Source organism: Sulfitobacter sp. PR48 (genome assembly GCF_028807335.1).
In the GTDB taxonomy this organism is placed as follows: domain Bacteria; phylum Pseudomonadota; class Alphaproteobacteria; order Rhodobacterales; family Rhodobacteraceae; genus Sulfitobacter.
The window spans coordinates 73,264-92,387 of record NZ_JARAMM010000016.1; the positions used below are offsets into that span (position 1 = coordinate 73,264).

A 19,124-nucleotide genomic window follows, 5' to 3' on the forward strand; every position below is an offset into this window, starting at 1 on the left:
TGGCCGCAGGCCAGTTTTTTGACCTTGACTTCGCGAGGTCAAATTTTGGCGTTTCGGCTTTGACGTAGCCAGAAGCTCTCGCCGTTCATTTCGAGGATGTGGACGTGGTGTGTCAGGCGATCCAAGATTGCGCCAGTGAGGCGCTCGGAACCGAAGACCTCGGTCCATTCGTCGAATGGCAGGTTCGAGGTGAGAATGATGGACCCGCGCTCGTAGCGCTGCGAGATGATCTCGAAGAACAGTTCGGCGCCGGTCTTCGAGAGCGGCACGAAGCCCAGTTCGTCGATGATCAGCAGGTCCTGGTCGGCGATGGTCTTCTGCAGACGCTGCAGGCGGCGCTCGATCATTCGGCGTTCCCGCTCGATCAGTTCCAGTTCGCAGAGCCGTAGCAGGTACTGGACATGGTCCCGGCCTTCGGCGGCGCACTGCCGCGCAAGCTTGGCGTGCTCGGACTGGAAAGTGGGCAGCTTGAGCTTCTTGAGATGGTGCTGAAGCAGCACCTGCGGCGTGTCGCTCATCTCGCCATTCCGGACAGCAGACTCATGTAGCTGGCCGGCTTCGTGGTCTGGACCCGCGCCCGGGGCAGGTAGGGATAGATGTCGAGGTCGAGCCGCGGCGGCCGGCGTTCTATGCGGCAAAGCACCAGGTGCTTGACCGCGTCGTAGCCGATCGCCCCGAGATCGAGGGCCTGGCGCACGGCACCATGGACGTGATCCATCTCGAAGGTCTCAAGCAGCCTCAGGACCTGGACGTACTCGCGCTTGCCATTCTTGCCCATCCGAGCCTCCAGCAGTCGGCGCAGGGTGGCAAACTCTCCGGGCAGGGCCCAGCCCTGCAGCGGCGCGGCCTGGTCCAGGGCCCCGACCTTCTGCTCCAGCAGCGGCAGGAAGTGGATCGGATCGAAGATCATGTCGGCCTTCTCGTAGGACCGCCGATGCCGCGCGATCACGTCGGCACCGCAACCGATGACAACCTCGCCAACATAGCCGCGGACCTGGACCTCGCGATGGGCGTAGGCAACTGGCACCGAGTAATCGTTGCCACGGTAGCGCACCATCGAGATCGAGGTGGCTCGCGTACTGATCTTGTCGCAGGCATCGTAGGGTACTGCCAGCAAGGCCATCATGGCATCGAGATCACGGAGAAGTCTCTGACCGACCGTCTCGGCGTAACCGCGAAGGACCTCGTCCTGACGCTTGAGACATTGCGCCTCCAGGCAGGCGCTCAGCGCCTCGAAGCTCTCGAAGCATGGCATCGGCACCATGTAGTTCCGCCGACCGAAGCCGATCATACCTTCCACGTTGCCCTTGTCGTTCCCTTTTGCCCGGCCGGCCAAACCTGTCCTCGAACAGGTAATGCGACTGCAGTTCCGAGAACACCCGGGTGCGCTTGCGGCTGCCGTCGCCGAGAATCTTCGCCACCGCGATGGTGGTGTTGTCGTAAAGGATCGACGCCGGCACACCGCCGAAGAAGTCAAAGGCCGAGACGTGCCCATCACAGAACGCCTCGGTCGTCTCGGCCGGATACGCCTTGATTAACAGGGCATCCGAATGTGGCAGGACCATCGCGAAGTAGTGCAGTTTGCGTTTGACGCCGCCGATCACGCCGACCGCCTCTCCGAAGTCGACCTGCGCGTGCCCCGGCGGATGAGTGAGCGGTACGAACACCTCCCGCGTCCGGCGCTTCTTCTCCCGGACATAGTCGGTGACGATGATGATGCCGCCTGTGAACCCGTGCTCGTCGCGCAGACGCTCGAAAATACGCTTCGCCGTGTGCCGCTGCTTCTTCAACTGGGTTTTGTCCTCCTCCAGTATCTGGTCAATGATCGGAATGAAGGGATCAAGCTTCGGTCGGACCGGCGGCTTCGACCGACGATACCCAGGCGGCACCGAGTGCTCCAGTATCTTCGCGACCGTCTTGCGGTCGATGTTGAACAGTCGCACCGCCTCGCTCTTGCTCATTCCTTAAACATGGCACGCAAGGCGTACCCGGTTGTAAAGCTCCACAGCATACATCTCCCTGCCTTCAGCTCGTTGCCTCAGGCACAAGATGCGGAATTTTACTCCGCGACGGTCAGATCACCCGACCGTTCCCGCTGTCCATTTTGTCTCCGGGATTCACACCTGAGAGCGCTCGGGCGCCCTCACTTTTTCCAGGCATGTTTCGGAAGAATCGCGCATCAGCCCGCTTTACAATTTTGACGAGAGGATCGGCGCGCGAGCCATTCCCAAATTGAGACTCCACTCATATCAGGATTCTCATTTTGAAATCCAAAACGCTCAAGAATTTCCAATAGTTATTTGTTTTAATTGATATTTATGCCTCTCTGCGATTTTGGCACACAACCTGCTCCCTGAGTCCTACTCAGTTGGGAGGAGTGAATGAAACCAGGACCAAGAATGTCCGTGGTCGACTGCGGGCCATTGACGCTTGAAAAGGCGAAACTGGTAGCCTTTGCGGAAGGCACGGTATCGATTCCGACCACGGTTGCCATTTTTCAGCACCCGCAACACGGGGTGATCCTGTGGGATACCGGGTGCAATCATGCCGTGGCCGACCCGGAAGAAGCCGAAGGTTATTGGGGCGCGGGCATCCGTGACGCCTTCGGCGCTCAGGGCTTCACACGCAACCATGCCATCGACCGGCAGCTGGATTTCATGGGCATCCAGCCCAAGGACGTTCGGTATGTCATCTATTCGCACCTGCATCTCGATCACGCGGGCGGAATGAGCTACTTTCCCAACGCCGTGCACATCATGCAGCGCGCGGAACTACAGTATGCGCTTTTCCCTGACGAATGGACCCGCCCGGTCTATGTGCAGAACGACTTCCGCGACATTCACAAACTGAATGTCCTGCTGATCGATGGCGACCACGATGTTTTCGGCGACGGTACATTCCGCCTGATCAAGGCACCCGGCCACGCCCCGGGCATGCAGGTTCTGGTCGTGACCCTTCAGCATCGCGGGCGATTCATTCTGGGCGCGGACGTCGCGCACCAGCGCGACCAGTTCGAAGCGTTGATCCCCATGCCGTGGGACTGGAGCTGTCACGCCATGACCTCGTCACGCAAGAAGATCAAGCAGCTCGAACGGTCGGGAATTCCGCTCTACCTCTGCCATGAACCGAGCGAATTCAATGCCCTGCCGCAAGGCGGCCGTTACTGGGACTGACATCCGGGACATCAGGACAACACCGCTCCATGAACGAGGGGCGGGCAAATCGTGGGGAGCGATTATGACTACCAAGGCAAAGAACAGCACAGCGGATTTCGACGTTGTGCTCGTTGGGGCCGGTTTCGCCGGCGTCTACCTTCTCTATCACCTGCGCAAACACGGCTACAAAACTCGCCTTATCGAAGCCGGTCACGACCTCGGAGGCGTTTGGCACTGGAATTGCTATCCGGGCGCGCGCGTCGACAGCATCGGCGCGATCTACCAGTTCTCCGATCCCGAGCTGTGGCAAGACTGGGATTTCAACGAGAAATTCCCGTCCTGGGTCGAGCTGCGAAAGTATTTCCACCATGTCGATAAGAAATGGCGCGTTCGCAAAGACTGTCAGTTCGACACGCGAGTCAACGGCGCCGAGTTCGACGAGCGCCAGCGTGTTTGGAAGGTTCACAAGGACGACGGCGAAACAATTACCTGCAGGTATTTCGTCCCCTGTCTGGGGTTTGCGTCAAAGCCTGTGATCCCCAATTTTCCGGGGCGGGACACGTTTCGCGGCGTCGCCCACCATTCCGCGCACTGGCCGCAATATGGCCTGGACATGGATGACAAGCGCATCGCGATCATAGGCACGGGTGCCAGCGCGGTTCAGATTCTTCAGGAAGCCTCGAAAACGGCCCGGCAGGTTACTGTGTTTCAGCGGACTCCGAACCTGACAATTCCCATGCGGCAGAAGAAGCTGAGCAAGGCCGACAATGTCCAGATGAAGGCACATTATCCTGAAATCTTCGAAACCAGACCGCGCACCTTTGCCGGTTTTGAGTTCGACTTCCACCCCCGGACCTGGGCGGAATCTTCGGAGGAGGAGCGCAAGGCGACATTCCAGGAAATTTGGGAGATGGGCGCCTTCAACTGGTGGCTGGGCAATTTCAACGACGTGCTGTCGAACCCGGCCGCAAACCGCGCGGAGTACGACTACTGGCGCGACCAGACCCGCAAGCGGATCAAAAAGCCGGAACTGATCGAACTTCTCGCACCGACGGACCCTCCGCACCCCTTCGGCGTGAAGCGGCCTTGCCTGGAACAGCATTTCTACGAATGTTTCAATCAAGACAATGTGGAGTTGGTGGACGTCAACAAATATCCGATCGACCGTATCTACGACAGGGGCATCTTCTCTGGCGGCAAGGAAAGGGAGTTCGATATCATCGTATATGCCACCGGCTTTGATGCTGTATCGGGCGGCATGACGCAGATCGACATCAAAGGCACCGATGGGCGCAACCTGCGCCAGCATTGGTCAAAGGGTATTACGACGCACTTGGGCATGGCGATACCGGACTTCCCCAATCTGCTAATGTCCTACGGCCCGCAAAGCCCATCTGGTTTCTGCAACGGCCCCACCTGCGCCGAGCTTCAGGGCGACTGGATCATCCAGTTCATCGAAGATATGGACCAAAAAGGGGTGAGCCGGATCGAAGCCGACACCGAAGCTTCCGCGAACTGGGCCCGAACCACCATTGAAATCGCCGACCAGACGCTCTTTCCGCAAGGCGACTCGTGGTATGTCGGCGCAAATATTCCCGGAAAAACCCGCGAGTTTCTGATCTATCCGGGCGGAGTGCCGACCTATCTGAAAGCCATCCGGAAGGAAGCCGAAAGCGGGTACCCGGGCTTCAGCCAGATGACATGATGTCGGAGGGAACAATGGCAGCTTTTGTTCCCAATTCGCAGGTTCCGGCGACCGGGCCAACTCTTGGCGACCGTCATGAGACATTCCCCGCGGCGGACGCCTGGCCCGGACCAACAGCCCCCCGGCGAAACTTCCGCCAAAGGCGAAGGCGTCGCAGTTCCTGTCGGGTCTGCCACCTTCCTCCGAAGGCAGCAAAAACAGACAAATGCGCTAATTTCATGCTGCATCACAGCATAAACCACCATTTTACATGCAAGAGTTCATGCTTTAACATCGGCCCTCCGAAGGACAGGAGTTTTTCACACAGGTTCAGGGATGGCTGTCACAGAAATCGCAAAGTTGCACTCTCGCGAATACATATACGATTTGGAAAGGCACTGGGATAAGTTGCTCAGCGGCGACGAAGTCGGCGAGAGCATGGTCAGGCCGGTCGTCATCGATAGCTGGCGACGTTGTCTGGGCTATGGGCTCGACCCGACGAAAGCGGCTGCTCCGGTCGGACCCTTGAACGAGAGCGAAGGCCCTACGATCAGCGAAAGCCGCATGCAAAGCGTGATACGGACGTCACTGAAATCCGTCGGGCACTACCTTGACGAAGCGCAATCCATCCTCATCGGGACCGACCGCAAAGGTCAGCTTATCTTCATCGACGGCGACGATTCACTCTCTGACGATCTGGCGGCGAACGCCGTGATGGTCGGCGCCACATGGGACGAGCTTCAGATCGGGACCAATGCTGTCGGCACGGCACTCAAGGAACAGCGCGAGGTGATGATTCACGGCCACGAGCATTTCTGCGCCGCCGGCAAGAGCTGGAGTTGTGCGGCCGACGTCATTCGCGACCCGGTCGATCATTCTGTATTGGGCGTTGTCGATCTCACCGGACCCGCCGAAACTATCGCTCTGCGAGCGGGCGCGGTCATCTCGGCACTGGTAGAGCGAATTGAAAGCGAACTGTCGAAACTGGACCTCATCGATCAGCTTACCCTGATCGACAGTTTTCACGAGCGCCCTGCAAACAATACGGGTCTCGTCATGGTCGACTGGCGGGGAAAAATCATCCGGCGCAATGGCTGGGGCGGCCTGGATAAGGCCAAGCTGGACCAGGGCGGGTTTGTCCCCGGCTTGCAGGGGCTGTCCCCCGAAAGCTGGTCGCTGGATCTCACGCATGAAGCCTTGCGCGGCGGAGAAATAGAGTGGATTCATTCCGACGGTGAACTGATCGGTGCTGCCATCCATGTTGGTAAGCGCAAGCCCGTCCGGCACAGCGCCTCGATGCCCGAACCCCTGGCCAAGTTCGTTGAGGTCTGCCCGTCGCAAACCGATCTTGTGGACAAAGCCGCCGTTCTCGCGAAAGCCGATGTGCCAGTCCTGATCACCGGCGAAACCGGGGTCGGTAAAGAGGTGTTGTCCTCGGCGATCCATCAGTCGAGCGACCAGAAAGGCAAACCTTTCGTCGCGGTGAACTGCTCGGCCATTCCGCGCGACCTGATCGGCGTGGAGCTGTTTGGCTATGTCGAGGGTGCATTTACCGGCGCCCGGCGCGGGGGCATGTCCGGACGGATCGAAGATGCCGCCGGCGGAACACTGTTCCTTGACGAGATCGGAGACATGCCGCTGGAAATGCAGCCCTACCTGCTGCGATTTTTGGAAACCGGACAAGTGTCGAGGATCGGCGAAAGCAAGGGGCGCGAAATCAATGTGCGCATCATTGCCGCGACGCACCAACCGCTTGAGGAACTGGTCCAGGAAGGAAAGTTCCGGTCGGATCTCTTCTACCGGCTGAACGTAGCGCGTCTACATGTGCCGCCATTGCGCGAGCGGCCCGCGGATATCGTTCCGCTGAGCTATCGCATTCTAGGCCAGATAAGCAAGGAAACCGATATCAGCGATATTGACAGCAATACACTCAACTTCTTGATGAACCACGATTTTCCCGGGAATGTGCGGGAGTTGAAATCGTTCATGCAACGCTATGCGCTTGGCCTTCCGGTCGCACCCTTCGAGAATGAAGACAAGGTCGACATGGGCCATCTCACCCTGGCCGAGATTGAGCGCGATGCGATCGAACGGTCACTGGCGCGCCACGAAGGATCGGTGGCCAAGGCCGCCGAAGAGCTGGATATACCGCGTTCAACGCTTTACCGGCGGATTGCCCGAGATCGCTCCCCTGCGCTTGACTGACCGGCCCGGTCTGTCGCTGCAGACCGGACAGCGCGCGGCAGCGAAAACGGCGCCGGGCGTTCTTTCCTTTGTTCAAACCTGCGCGCTCTCGGAAGACGAACATGTCGAGGCAGTTGTGGTATCCGCCGGTCACAACCCTGCGTTGGCGGTATCGTTTGACATCGCCGATCCTCCAAGACATCGCCCGCCGCCCGCATTCCTGAGTAAATCAAGTCGAACGGTGCTGAACATTGCGGTCCCGCAGACCTCTCTCTACACCCACGTCGCCGCGCAAATCCCGCTTCTGGTGAAGGATCGCGCGTTGCATCCCATCGCTCACAAATGGCTGGAAGTTCTCGAGCCATCAGGTTGGGTCGGCGCCAATGTCACAGAAATCGCGGCTTTCGCCGGAACAGATGCGCCCGTTGCAGAGACCGTGCTGTTGGCGCTGCAGGATGCCGAGCCTTCCGGGCTGTTCGCGCGTTCGCTCGCCGAGTGCCTTTCGCTTCAGCTTGCCGCACAGGATGCCCTGACCGACCAAATGCGGGCGCTCCTGTCGCGGTTGCCACTTCTGGCGGCTGGCTCGTTGGCTGAGCTGGCCCGGGAATGCGCAGTACCTCTCGACACCCTTGCCGCGATGATCCGAAGGCTGCGGGGCCTTAATCCAAAACCCGGCGCGGATTTCGAGGCCGGCCCGATCGCGCCGCCCGGACCTGACATGTTCCTTTTCAAGGACGAGGCCGGGCAGTGGCAGTTGGAACGCAACAGCTATCTGAAACCGACTTTGTCGCTGGCAACGTGCACCGACAAAAGCCTGATCTCAGGCGCCCTGCGCGAGCTGCGGACTTTCGAAGCACGAGATACAATGATTTTCCTCGTGGCAAAAAGTGCACTGGATGTGCAAGCTGGCTTTCTGAACGGCGATATCGCCTATCCGCAGGTTCTGACCGCATCGGCTCTGGCGCACGACCTTTCCTTGCACGAAACAACAGTCGGGCGCATTCGAAAACACCTGACCCTGGGCATTGAAGGCGGCAGGTTCGCTTTTTCGGATCTGTTCTTCCGAGGGATCGGTACCGGCAACCAAGGGCCGGTTACGTCTCTGGAGCTGCAACACCGGATCGCCGAGATTTGCCGCACCCATCCCGAACGCCTCAGCGACCGTGAAATCGCTGAAGAGCTCGCAATACATGGACTATTGGTTGCACGCCGTACGGTCTGCAAGCACCGGCCCCGCACGGCACTGCGCCGAGCCGGGGCCGATATCTCCTAAAGCGGAACGCGCACGCATCTATTTGAGCGAGGTACTTAGCCGCCTCCAGTGTGCAGGGCCGTCCTGTCTGACATTGAAACGGTCGAACATCATTGTCGAATACCCGTCATTGACCACCGACTGAAGCGCAGTCCGGTAATTGCCGATACCTCCGAGATAGAACATCACTGCGTTTTTCTTACCTGGAATGTTGGCTCCGAAAATCCAGCTTTCCGCCTGTGGAAACAACGTCATGTCGGCGATGTCGCGGCAGGTTTCGACCCATTCATTCGCCGCGGCCTGTTTCGGCTCCATCGTCGCGTGGCCGTTCTCCTCCATCATCTTGATAGCGTCCGAGAACCACTCCACTTGAGTCTCAATGGCTGGCGGCAGGTTCGTGAAGGGGCCGTTGGGGCCAAGGATCATGAAGAAATTGGGGAACCCGGCTTCCATCATGCCGAGATAACCCAGAGGTCCGTCGCTCCATTTTTCCTTGATCGAGACCCCTTCCCGTCCCGTCAGATTCATCCGGGTATAGTGCCCGTCAACCGCATCGAAGCCGGTAGCGAATACGACCACGTCAAGCTCTGACATGTCACCGCTTTCAAGCCGGACACCGCGCTCGGTAAACTCGGCGATCGGATCGGATTTCACGTCCTTCAGGGTGACATTGTATCGATTGTACACGTCGTAGTAGTTGACCGCGCACAACGGACGCTTGGCGTAAAGATCGTTGGGCATCAGCTTTTTCGCCGTCTCCGGATCCTTAACGATCTTGGCGATCTTTCTCTTGATAAAGTCCGCCGCGGCGTTGTTCGCGTCCCGATCGGTGGCAATGTCGGAAAATGTCTCGAACATGAAGCGGAATCCGCCGCCCTTATTCCAGATATTCTCGAATATCTGCTGCTGTTCCGCCGGCGATACCGAATGGAACGGAACGGTGCTTTCCTCGAAGCCGAAAGCGACCACGGAATTCTTCACCTGTTCCCAGATTTCATCGTAGCGCACCTTGTATTCGTTGATTCGGGCCTCGTCCTCGGGCCAATTGCCAATCGGCACAACATACTGGGCGGAACGCTGCAATACGGTCAGATGCTTGACGACAGGGGCCAGCGCGATGATCAGCTGCACACCGGTCGATCCGGTCCCGATGACCCCGACCCGCTTGTTCGACAGGTCGATGCCTTCCGGCCAGTTGCCGGTATGGAAAATGTCGCCCTTGAACTTATCGATACCTTTGAAAGGCGGAGTATTCGTGGCCGACAGCAGCCCCAGACCGGTGATCAGGTATTTAGCAGTCACCTGCTGACCTCTGTCAGTGGTGACACGCCAAAGGCCAGCCGCCTCGTCGAAATTCGCAGCCGTCACCTTGGTGTTGAACTGATAGCTGCGGCGAATGTCGTAACGGGTGGCAAAATCCTGAAGATAACCGAAGATTTCCGGCTGGGTCAGATAGCGGGTCTTCCACTTGGCGTTCTTCAGGCCTTCCTTGTCGAAGGAATAGCGGTACGCGAAACTTTCGGTATCTGACAGCGCGCCGGGATAGCGGTTCCAGAACCAGGTGCCACCCACATCGCTGGCGTTTTCATAAGCCTGAACAGACAGGCCAAGTTCGTCGCGCAGCTTGTAAATGGTGTACATTCCGCCGAAACCCGCGCCTACGACGATAGCATCGAAATCGGCGCCGGATTTCCCCATCCTCGGGGATATGACGTTCATGAGCTTTCTCCTATGCATAACATTGGGGTCGGCTCCGCCCGCGAACACTAGCGTGTAGATCAATGCCCGACAAGTCCTGATCCTAGCGCGCCAAAGCGAGGCGGGCTGTCGGTCCGGGGCAAACCGCCTGGAACCGCGGCGAACGGAGGATCATTCGCCCAGATCGGCCCCCAAACGGCTGGAAATTTTCTGTGCGGTCAATCGCGTGAACGCGGCAACTTCCTGATTCCGATCCAGATCGGGATCGTCTGATGAGATGGAAACGGCAACTGCCGCGACCGGCTGATTAGACGCATCGAGCACCGTACTTGCAAATGAGCGGACCCCATCACGGCATTCCTGGTCATCCGTGGCATGGCCTTCGATCCGGCAGCGGCGCACCTGGGCGATCAGAACCTTGACGGACTGCGCTGACAACCCCGTGGGCCGCGCGGGAAACCCGTCTTCGAACATCTGCTCGATCCGGGCATCCGAAATGTGGCTTAGGAACGCTTTGCCCATCGCCGAAAAGGCGAGCGGCAGCCGCTGTCCGATACGCAGCCCGCCGCCGACAAGAGCCCCTGCATTGCGCACCGCGATCAGCATCACCTCGTCTCCCTCACGCAGAGAAAGTGTAATCACCGCGTCTAAAACGGGCGTCGAGTCATCCAGAACATGAGCAAATTCCGTTGCGACATCAGCACGTTGGCTGAATGCACGGGACCAGCGCATGACATGCGGGCCGACAACATAGGACTGATTGCCGCGGCGCGACAGCATATCCAGGGTAACGAGCGTGGAACAAAGATTGTGCACGCTGCTCTTGGGCAGTCCAAGACCTTCCGAGATCATCTGAGCCGTCACCGACGTCGACGACGCCGCAACAAAATCGAGAATCGCCGCCCCCCGGGCAATCGCCGGCGTGGGTGTTTCGGGGATAACAGGCGGTTTTTTCCGGTCGATCCCGCGATCGGTCGATTTGTTCAATTTCGATCCTTTTCAACAGTCTTTCGCATGGCCCGCAGATGCCAGCAGGTATACCTAATGGCTTTCCCAACACAATGCGCTTGACAGAATCTATTTTGCCGACCACAGTTCGACATATCAAATAAAGTTCGAAATTTCGAAATTTATACATATACGCACGGCGCCGCGACAAGAAGGGCCCGGCGTAGGGGCGAGGGAACTGGGGGGGAAACCGGGAATGCAGACGTCCGAATGGGCAGGGCAATTCGCTTCGGCGTCGGATGTCGATCCGGTGGTCTCTGCACATGGCCGCGGTTTCACATGCTCGTATCTGCTGGACATGGGCAGCTCGCGGGCACTAGTCGAGATGGTCGATGGGCGCGTTCACCGCATCACCCCCGATCCCGGCCCCTTGGAAAGCTACGATTTTGCGCTTCGGGCCTGTGCGGCCACGTGGCGCGATATGGCTCAGACCGTCCCCGCGCCCGGCTGCCAGGGCATTTTCGCTGCCAGTGCCACGCGAGATATGCGAATCGAAGGCGATATTGCCGTTTTGATGCGCAATCTCGGCGGGATCACCCGACAGATCGAGCTCCTGCGCCAGGTGGGATTGCCGCAATGATCCCAATCCTTCAGGAACCGAGGCTCTGATATGGCACATCACGCTCAGGCCGTCGGACGTTACGTGACCATTCACGTGGATGAGGTTGAATACGAGGTATTTTACCTCCGCAATGGACAGGGTCAGCCATTGGTCTGCCAGCACGCAGCTGGAAGCCACAATCATCAGTGGCGCAGCCTGCTGGAAGATTCCGAGATCACCCGCCGTTATGACGTAATCGCCTATGACCTCGCTTATCACGGCAAGTCGGACCCACCGGCGAACCGGAATTGGTGGGAAAGCGAATACCGCCTGACCGCCGACCATTTCATGAAATTTGTCCTGCGGTTCTGCGACGCGCTTAATCTCGAACGGCCGATCTTCTCCGGTGTCTCCTTCGGCGGCAATCTGGCATTGCAACTGGCCCGCTATCATGCCGACCGGTTCCGGGCCGTTCTTCCGATCGGCGCAATGCACCACTCCCCCGGTTTCCATCAGGAAATCTGGCGCAGCCCGCGTGCCAATCCGGCCCGCGCAATCCCCGCCGCCATGTGGGACAGCCTGTCTCCGCACAGCCCCGAACGCGACCGGCGCCTCGTAATGCATCATGCATCGCAAGGCGCGGCGGCGTTTCACGGAGACACCTACTTCTATTCGGTCGATCACGACCTGAGGCAAGAGCTGGGCAATATCGATTGTCGCGCCTGCCCCGTCGTCCTGATGTCCGGAAGCTACGATTATCTGGCCCCGCCCGAAGCGGTCGAGGCCTATGCCCGGAAGATTCCGGGCAGTGTTTTCATCGAATTGGACGGTCTGGGTCATCTGCCCATGGCCGAGAACTATCCCGCGTTCCGCCGCTATTTGCTCGAGGCCCTGAAGGTTGTCGAACGCAAAAGCCGGGTGAGCGCGGCATGACCTGTCAACCGCACGAGGAGACAAAATTTTGACGACTCTGGCGGCAGGCGCAACGGCTCCGCAATCGCAAGCGCCTGCCAGATCCAGAGAACTAAGAAACCAGCAACCTGGGAGGACGAAATGAAATTCAAACCCACGTTAACCTTGATGGCCGCGGCCATCGGCCTCATGACATTCGGCTCGACAGTCTCGGCCGAAGGCACAGACGAGCTCGATCCCGCGCTTGTCGACTACCTCTACAACCCCGAAATGCTCGATCCGGCACAGCCGATCGGACCGTCGGGTCTGCGTGATTTCGTGGCAAAGAACCCACCGCCATGGAAGATCGGCTATGCCAGTTCATATGCCGGCAATACCTGGCGCGTCGACGCCATGGACGAAGTTATGAACAAGATCGTTCCTGAGTGGCACGACCTCGGGCTCGTCAGCGAAATTCTCGTGACGGAATCGAACCTGAACGACTCTGTGCAGATCCAACAGATCCGCCAGCTTGTCGATCAGGGCGTCGATGCAATCATCATGTGCTGCTCCAACCCCACAGCCATGACGCCATCGGTGATGTATGCCTGGGAAAGAGGCGTTCCGATCTTTTCCTTCACGGGCTACCAGTCATCCGACGTCGTTCTCAACACTTCGGTCAACTTCCAGGTCGCAGGATTTGCTGTCGGTCAGGCCATGGCCGAGGAACTGGGCGGCAAGGGTAAGGTTCTGGTCGTCGAAGGCGTTCCGGGAACTTCGACCTCGGACAGCCAGGACCGCGGCATTCGCGCGGGCCTGACCGAAGGAACCGAAATCGAAATCGTAGACACGATCGCAGGCATGTGGACCGACCAGGTTGCTCAGGGCGAGCTGCAGAAGTGGCTGGCCACCCATCCCGGAAAAATCGACGCGATCGTCGGTCAGTCGTCGATGGAAATGGGCCTGCTCCGCGCAGTCAAGCAATCGGGCCGGGACATCAAAGTGTCGATCGGCGGCGAGCTTGGGGCACTCTGCACCTGGCGCAAGAATCCCGATATCGCCGAGTCGGCGGTGCAAACCTGGCCGCCGCGCGATGAACTGCAGGTGGTCTTCGAGCTGATGATGCGCACCCTTCAGGGCCAAGGCCCCAAGGTCGCGTCGGTCATGATGGCCCCAGTGCGTCTGAACTACGAGCAAATGGCGGAATACGTCCCCGAGGATTGCGATGAGAACAGCCAGCACTGGCTGCAGCTCGGTGCGAATGTCTGGGGCGGAAATCTGGATCAGTTCTTCCTGAACCCAGCAGATCCGCGCGCCTACAAGCCGTAGTCACAAACCTGACTGCCGCTGCCCCGCCCAGGGGCAGCGGACATCGACGATTGGTTCGGAAATGAACGCAGCCACTTCCATAACGCACACTCCTCAGACGCGCAGCCGGCCGGTGACCATTTCTCTGTCCGGTGTGAAGAAGTACTTCGGCCCCACGCGTGCCCTGGATGGTGTATCGCTGACGGTGCGCGCGGGAGAAATCCACGCCATCGTAGGCGGCAACGGCTGCGGCAAGAGCACGCTTGCCAAGGTTGTCTCAGGCATCCTCCCCGTCGATGACGGGACGGTTTCGATCCTGGGCGAAACGCCCTCGACGCCGGCGGAATCACACAACCTGGGAATCGCGACAGTGTTTCAGGAAGTGCTGGTTGCCGACGAATGTTCAGTTGTCGACAACCTTTTCATGGGCGCGGACGAGCTGTTCAGCAAATCGCTGCCCTTCGAAGAAAAGGTCGAGCGCGCCGAGGCCATCATGCACGAACTCGTGGGTGAACATGTCGACCCGCACCAGCTTGTCGGGGCGCTCCCGCTGAACCTGAGACAATGGATCACCATCGGACGTTCGATGTTGACCGATCCGAAGATTCTGATCCTCGACGAGTCCTCCGCGGCACTTGACCTCGACAGCACCAAGCGGCTGTTCGACAAGATGCGCCAGATGCGCGATGCCGGGGTTTCGATCCTGATCGTTACGCACCGGATCGCGGAGCTTATCGAAATTTCCGACAAGGCCACCGTCCTGCGTGACGGGCGCGATGTCGGCGTTCTTTCGAAATCAAAAATTACTGAAAACAATCTGCTGGCGCTCATGACCGGAGACGATCCGGGCAAGCTGTCGCCTACGCTTGAGCCGGTTAAGCCCGAACATGCCGAACTCGCCATGCGCGCCGAGGCCGTCGCAGTCTGGCCGGGCAGCGAGACGTTCGATTTTGAACTGATCAAGGGTGAAATCGTCGGGCTCGCCGGGCTTGACGGACAAGGACAATCCGAATTCGTCCAGATGCTGGCCGGGGTCATCGAACCGCTGGCGGGCACTATCCGTGTCTACGATAGCGGCGGCAAGGCATCTCTGGTCGACAGCCTGTCCTCGGCCCAGGAGTCGCGCGTGGCCTATGTTTCTGGCGACCGCAGGCGCGAAGGTATTTTCCCGTCGCTCAGTATTTTCGAGAACATGATGATGCCGCTCTACCGGCTGCGCACGTTTGGCCGCAAGCTTGGGATCATCGATCTGCCGACTCTGGATTCTGGCTTTAAATCCGAGGCGGCCAACCTGCTGATCAAGTTCGGCGCCAAAAGGGACAGGATTACCTCTTTGTCGGGCGGCAATCAGCAAAAGGTTCTGATCGGACGGGGCTTCGCACTGCGACCGAAAATCATGATCCTCAACGATCCGGCCCGCGGGATCGACGGCAAGGCCAAAGCTGAACTGCACAAGCATCTAAGTGCCTTCGCCGAAAGGGGAAATACTGTTGTTTACATGTCGAGCGAACTGGAGGAGTTCCCCGGCTTCGCTTCGCGCGTGATGGTGTTTCGCAATGGCAGTCTCTTCGATGCTTTCGATGGCGACACGCTCGACAATCACCGTGTTCTTGAAGCCATGTTCGGCCAGACAAACCGGGCGGGTCTAAGCGACAATTTCCCGTTGACGCGCGTTCCCCGGCAGGAAGCCGGCGATGACCCCGAGACCGCAGCCGGGATCGCACAGATGCCGAACGTGGCAGCCGCGCCTCAACCCGCAAAGGCACCGCGGCCATACGCGCCAGGCCCCATCCGTATCGTCGAATTCGGAGAGAACGGACAGGTGATCGAAGGGGAGGTTCGCAAATGAGCGACGCAGCCGCGGCCCCTACCCCACAGGCCGTATTCCTGCGACGCCGTGATACGTCCGGCATCGGGCTTCTGATACCGATCACATTGCTTTTCGGTCTGCTCGTGCTGGCTGCACTTCGGTCGCCGGCATTGATATCTCCCAGCGGTTTCGGGAGTGCGATGATCGTACTCGCACCGCTGACCCTTGCGACATATGCGTTGATGGCAACGGTGATTGCCGGGCGCGGCACGGTCGATCTGGCAATCGGACCGCTTATCGGCTTTATCAACGTTTCGCTAATCCAGCTGACAGCGCACGGCATGTCGCAGAACCTGTTCGTGGTATTCGGCTTCTGTATTCTGGCAGGTGTCGCCTACCAGGTTTTGATGGCGCTGGCGATCATCTATGTCCGCGTACAACCAATCATCGTGTCGCTTAGCGGCTATCTGGCGATGACCGGGATCAATATGGTGATCCTGCCCCGGCCGGGCGGGATGGCTCCGCAGTTCATGGCGACCTGGGGCTACGGCACCACCATTTTCTCACCCATTCTGCTGATCGTGGTTCTTGCGACGGCCGGTTGGCTTTTGTTCAAGCGCACTGCCTTCTACACGCACCTGCGCCTTATGGGGTCGGACGAGCGCGCCGCCTACACGGCCGGCATTCCGATCTACAAGGTGCGGATCGGCGCGCATGTGATTTCCGGCATTTACGCCGGCCTTGCAGCGATTTGCTTTACCGCGCTGATTTCCTCGGGAGACCCGTCACAGGGCACGAACTATACGCTCTCGGCGGTAACGGCGCTTGTTCTGGGCGGTGCGTCGCTGGCCGGCGGGAGGGCCAGCGTTGCCGGATCGCTCATTGGGGCGGTGAACATCTATCTGATTTCCTACAGCCTCTCGACTTTCAACTTTGGCTCGATGCAAAGCTATGTGACCCAGCTGTCCTATGGCGCTGTTCTTGTCGCATCGCTGGTCCTTACTCTGGCTCTGCCGCATATCCAGCGGCGTATCCGCAGCTTCTCACCCACCCTGTTCTTCATCGCGGTCGCGAGCGTTGCGCTGGGTGTCGCCCTGCATGCCGTCTTCGACTACCGCGACCTGGCACAGGCGGCACCGGTACTCTCTGCCCCTGAGCTTTACTCCGCGCTTGTCATCGACAGTCCGGCGGCGGGTATGGGAAGCCTCTTCGGCTACTGGCTCGGGGTCGTTTTCGTTGCTCTGACGATCCCGGTGATGCTGCGTCTGCTGGTTTCGAGATCGAGCCGGGCGAATGTGCATGTCGCCGTCTACGTCGTCATCGCGGCGATCATCCTTCTTCTCATCTTCGCGCTCTCCACCGGTCTCGGAAGCGCCAGCAGCATCTTGGGGGTCAGATGACAACCGACAGCAATACTCCGAACCTCCGCCTTGGCCTAATCATCCGCCTGGCCGGGCTTCTGGTTGGCGCAGGCATCGCTGTTGCCAATATCGTACTGGGCGTTCAGCAAGACATGCCGATGCCCGTTGTCATCATCATCGGGCTTGGCACCCTTGCCATCGCCGTCTGGGTCTGGAATTTCCTGGCCCATCAATTCACGCCGCAGCAGATGCGGATGCGCGTCGACGAGTTGTCTCTTATCGACGAGTTCCTAAGCATCTGGCACCGGCATAAGTGGGCAGTCGTCGTCTTTGGCCTGCTGGTTGCGGGATTTGCCGTACTGTCGGTGTCCCTGACCGGATTTTTCAACATCTACACCGTGATATCGGCGGCAATTCTGCTCGGGATTCTCGTTCTGACCCTCCGGTTCAGCCGCTACATGGCCCAATACCGAAGCTCGTTCATCGGACTGATGGTGCTGGCGGGGCTGTTTTCTGTAGGGTCGATGACCGTCGAGGGCTTTGCCTCAACCGGGAACGTGAAATCCATGCTGGTCTTTGCCGCATTCCTCGGGCTGGCCTGCACCGGGCAGACGCTGGTGGCGCTCGTCGGCGGGCTCGATCTCTCGATCCCTTTCGTCATAGGCAGTGCCAATGTCGGGCTGGCCTATATTCTCAGCCTCGGCGTGCATTCTTCCCTCGCCTTCGCCGTGGTGATCGTCGCCGCCGGGCTGATCGGACTGTTGAACGGCGTTCTGAGTTACAAATTGCAGGGACAAGCCCTGATCGTTTCTCTCGGGGTTGGCTTCGCAGTGGCTGGCGCCACCCAGATCGCAACGATCTTCGGATCCCGCTACGGCGGCTCTCTGTTCGGTCCGGTGCCAGAGTGGCTTAGCAACATCGCGGCGATGAACGGTGTCACCTTCGGTATGAAATTTCCAGCCGTGATCCTGATCTGGATCGTACTGGGCACGCTGGTAATCCTGGCGCTGAAATTCACTGTCTACGGACGTTACCTGTACGCCATCGGGGTCAACCGCACCTCTGCGTCACGAGTAAATATCTCCGAACGGCGCTACTGGTACGGCGTTCACGTCATCAGCGGTGTTTTCTCCGGCTTTACTGGCGCCCTTTTGCTGGGCTGGAGCGGAGGCGGCTTTATCGGAATTGGCGATTCCTACCTCTTTATGACCATCGCCGCGGTGGTGGTCGGTGGAACGTCTTTGCTGGGAGGCGTCGGCGGCTACGGCTTTACCGTTATCGGAGTTCTGGTTCTGCAGGTGCTGACGTCGTTCCTGGTCGGAATCGGGCTCAGCTTCGAATGGCAGCAATTCATCTTCGGATTGCTAATCCTGCCCATGGTGGCGCTCTACGCGCGCTCGCCGCACATACGCACGCAAATCTGAAACATGACAAGGACGGAGTGAGCAATGTCAGGAACCTATATGAATGCGGGAGATATCGTCGCCGCCGGCTATTCCGCGTCGGTTCTGGCGCTGGCCGCAGCAAGTGTCTTCCTGCTGATGGGAACGGCATGGGTCCGGCGCGGCTGGAAGCTGCCAATTCTTCTGACCGCACTTGCCGCACTGGTCGGCACGCTTTGTGCCTATGAAACACGTGCGAGCTGGGTCGCGACCGGGGTCGCACCGGTCGACTATTTCTATGCGGGATGGCTCGCTTCAATGCCGCTGCAGATCGCCGCACTTTATTTTGCCGTCAGGCAGATAGAGCCTCAGACCGTATCGTTGTTTTGGAGGCTGATCGGGGTGACCGCCCTGATGGTAGCCGTACGGTACCTGGGAGACGCGAGATTCCTCGATGCAACGCTGAGCTTCCTTCTGGGGATCGTTCTTTGGCTCTACGTCTTGGGCGAATTGTTTTTCGGGAGGATGGACGAAGCCGTTACCCGGGCGCGCATCGTTCCGCTGCGCCGGGGCTATTTCTGGCTGCGCCTTATCGTGGCCGTCGGCTGGGCGATTTACCCGCTGGTGCAGTTCCTGATCAGCAGCAACAGCGGCATATCGAACGGTGCAGTCGGACTGACACTTAGCCTGGCCGAGTTTCCCAACCGCATTGCATTCGGACTGGCCCTGCTGACGGTCGCCGTGATGCTGGCCCCTGCCGAGGCGGAAGCAGGAAAATGAACCTGAAACTGACACAACGCGCGGCGTCCGCTGAAGGACCGCGCATCAACCGTAGGATGGGAATGGGCAT

Annotated in this window: 14 protein-coding genes and 1 pseudogene; 11 read left to right on the forward strand and 4 right to left on the reverse strand. The window is 59.1% G+C overall.

Annotated elements, in window-relative coordinates:
• Positions 1-38 precede the first annotated feature (38 nt).
• Positions 39-518 (reverse strand): ATP-binding protein, encoded by a 480-nt coding sequence (locus PVW51_RS19065; protein ID WP_274576810.1) that lies wholly within the window; start codon positions 516-518, stop codon positions 39-41.
• A pseudogene (istA, locus tag PVW51_RS19070) lies at positions 515-1,961 on the reverse strand (IS21 family transposase). Before istA ends, PVW51_RS19065 begins: the two are co-directional and overlap by 4 nt.
• A 438-nt stretch (positions 1,962-2,399) precedes the next feature.
• Between istA and PVW51_RS19075 the strand changes: the two are divergent.
• The 4 genes from PVW51_RS19075 (at position 2,400) to PVW51_RS19090 (ending at position 8,296) form a co-directional block, all read left to right on the forward strand.
• On the forward strand, positions 2,400-3,173 hold the full coding sequence (locus tag PVW51_RS19075) for an N-acyl homoserine lactonase family protein (protein ID WP_274576811.1): 774 nt from the start codon (positions 2,400-2,402) through the stop codon (positions 3,171-3,173).
• 64 nt (positions 3,174-3,237) lie between these two features.
• On the forward strand, positions 3,238-4,860 hold the full coding sequence (locus tag PVW51_RS19080; protein ID WP_274576812.1) for a flavin-containing monooxygenase: 1,623 nt from the start codon (positions 3,238-3,240) through the stop codon (positions 4,858-4,860).
• Between the two features lie 315 nt (positions 4,861-5,175).
• Positions 5,176-7,044, forward strand: a complete 1,869-nt coding sequence (locus PVW51_RS19085) for a sigma-54-dependent Fis family transcriptional regulator (RefSeq protein WP_274576813.1) — start codon at positions 5,176-5,178, stop codon at positions 7,042-7,044.
• On the forward strand, positions 7,013-8,296 hold the full coding sequence (locus PVW51_RS19090; protein WP_274576816.1) for an RNA polymerase factor sigma-54: 1,284 nt from the start codon (positions 7,013-7,015) through the stop codon (positions 8,294-8,296). Before PVW51_RS19085 ends, PVW51_RS19090 begins: the two co-directional genes overlap by 32 nt.
• Positions 8,297-8,314: 18 nt before the next feature.
• Here the strand turns inward: PVW51_RS19090 and PVW51_RS19095 are convergent, their stop codons facing one another.
• On the reverse strand, positions 8,315-9,994 hold the full coding sequence (locus PVW51_RS19095; protein ID WP_274576817.1) for a flavin-containing monooxygenase: 1,680 nt from the start codon (positions 9,992-9,994) through the stop codon (positions 8,315-8,317).
• 150 nt (positions 9,995-10,144) lie between these two features.
• Complete coding sequence (locus PVW51_RS19100; RefSeq protein WP_274576818.1) at positions 10,145-10,960, reverse strand: IclR family transcriptional regulator; 816 nt, start codon at positions 10,958-10,960, stop codon at positions 10,145-10,147.
• A 217-nt stretch (positions 10,961-11,177) separates the two neighbouring features.
• On the opposite strand from PVW51_RS19100, the gene PVW51_RS19105 reads away from it, so the two are divergent.
• The 7 genes from PVW51_RS19105 to PVW51_RS19135 all read left to right on the forward strand — a co-directional run bounded on the left by PVW51_RS19105 (position 11,178) and on the right by PVW51_RS19135 (position 19,054).
• On the forward strand, positions 11,178-11,561 hold the full coding sequence (locus PVW51_RS19105; protein WP_274576819.1) for a hypothetical protein: 384 nt from the start codon (positions 11,178-11,180) through the stop codon (positions 11,559-11,561).
• 30 nt (positions 11,562-11,591) lie between these two features.
• On the forward strand, positions 11,592-12,455 hold the full coding sequence (locus PVW51_RS19110; RefSeq protein ID WP_274576820.1) for an alpha/beta fold hydrolase: 864 nt from the start codon (positions 11,592-11,594) through the stop codon (positions 12,453-12,455).
• Positions 12,456-12,575: 120 nt separating this feature from the next.
• Complete coding sequence (locus PVW51_RS19115; RefSeq protein ID WP_274576821.1) at positions 12,576-13,742, forward strand: substrate-binding domain-containing protein; 1,167 nt, start codon at positions 12,576-12,578, stop codon at positions 13,740-13,742.
• Positions 13,743-13,854: 112 nt separating this feature from the next.
• Complete coding sequence (locus tag PVW51_RS19120) at positions 13,855-15,570, forward strand: sugar ABC transporter ATP-binding protein (protein ID WP_274576822.1); 1,716 nt, start codon at positions 13,855-13,857, stop codon at positions 15,568-15,570.
• Positions 15,567-16,931, forward strand: a complete 1,365-nt coding sequence (locus tag PVW51_RS19125; protein ID WP_274576823.1) for an ABC transporter permease — start codon at positions 15,567-15,569, stop codon at positions 16,929-16,931. The genes PVW51_RS19120 and PVW51_RS19125 overlap by 4 nt, the downstream gene beginning before the upstream one ends.
• Entirely contained in the window at positions 16,928-18,316 is a 1,389-nt protein-coding gene (locus PVW51_RS19130; protein ID WP_274576824.1) for an ABC transporter permease, read from the forward strand. Before PVW51_RS19125 ends, PVW51_RS19130 begins: the two co-directional genes overlap by 4 nt.
• A 24-nt stretch (positions 18,317-18,340) precedes the next feature.
• A complete protein-coding gene (locus PVW51_RS19135; RefSeq protein ID WP_274576826.1) occupies positions 18,341-19,054 on the forward strand; it encodes a bacteriorhodopsin in 714 nt (237 codons plus the stop codon).
• Positions 19,055-19,124 lie beyond the last annotated feature (70 nt).

What these genes read in the sequence shown, in the direction of transcription:
- PVW51_RS19065 (WP_274576810.1), bottom strand. Translation starts at nt 518, where the DNA reads ATGAGCGACACGCCGCAGGTGCTGCTTCAGCACCATCTCAAGAAGCTC.
- PVW51_RS19075 (WP_274576811.1), top strand. Translation starts at nt 2,400, where the DNA reads ATGTCCGTGGTCGACTGCGGGCCATTGACGCTTGAAAAGGCGAAACTG.
- PVW51_RS19080 (WP_274576812.1), top strand. Translation starts at nt 3,238, where the DNA reads ATGACTACCAAGGCAAAGAACAGCACAGCGGATTTCGACGTTGTGCTC.
- PVW51_RS19085 (WP_274576813.1), top strand. Translation starts at nt 5,176, where the DNA reads ATGGCTGTCACAGAAATCGCAAAGTTGCACTCTCGCGAATACATATAC.
- PVW51_RS19095 (WP_274576817.1), bottom strand. Translation starts at nt 9,994, where the DNA reads ATGAACGTCATATCCCCGAGGATGGGGAAATCCGGCGCCGATTTCGAT.
- PVW51_RS19105 (WP_274576819.1), top strand. Translation starts at nt 11,178, where the DNA reads ATGCAGACGTCCGAATGGGCAGGGCAATTCGCTTCGGCGTCGGATGTC.
- PVW51_RS19110 (WP_274576820.1), top strand. Translation starts at nt 11,592, where the DNA reads ATGGCACATCACGCTCAGGCCGTCGGACGTTACGTGACCATTCACGTG.
- PVW51_RS19115 (WP_274576821.1), top strand. Translation starts at nt 12,576, where the DNA reads ATGAAATTCAAACCCACGTTAACCTTGATGGCCGCGGCCATCGGCCTC.
- PVW51_RS19125 (WP_274576823.1), top strand. Translation starts at nt 15,567, where the DNA reads ATGAGCGACGCAGCCGCGGCCCCTACCCCACAGGCCGTATTCCTGCGA.
- PVW51_RS19130 (WP_274576824.1), top strand. Translation starts at nt 16,928, where the DNA reads ATGACAACCGACAGCAATACTCCGAACCTCCGCCTTGGCCTAATCATC.
- PVW51_RS19135 (WP_274576826.1), top strand. Translation starts at nt 18,341, where the DNA reads ATGTCAGGAACCTATATGAATGCGGGAGATATCGTCGCCGCCGGCTAT.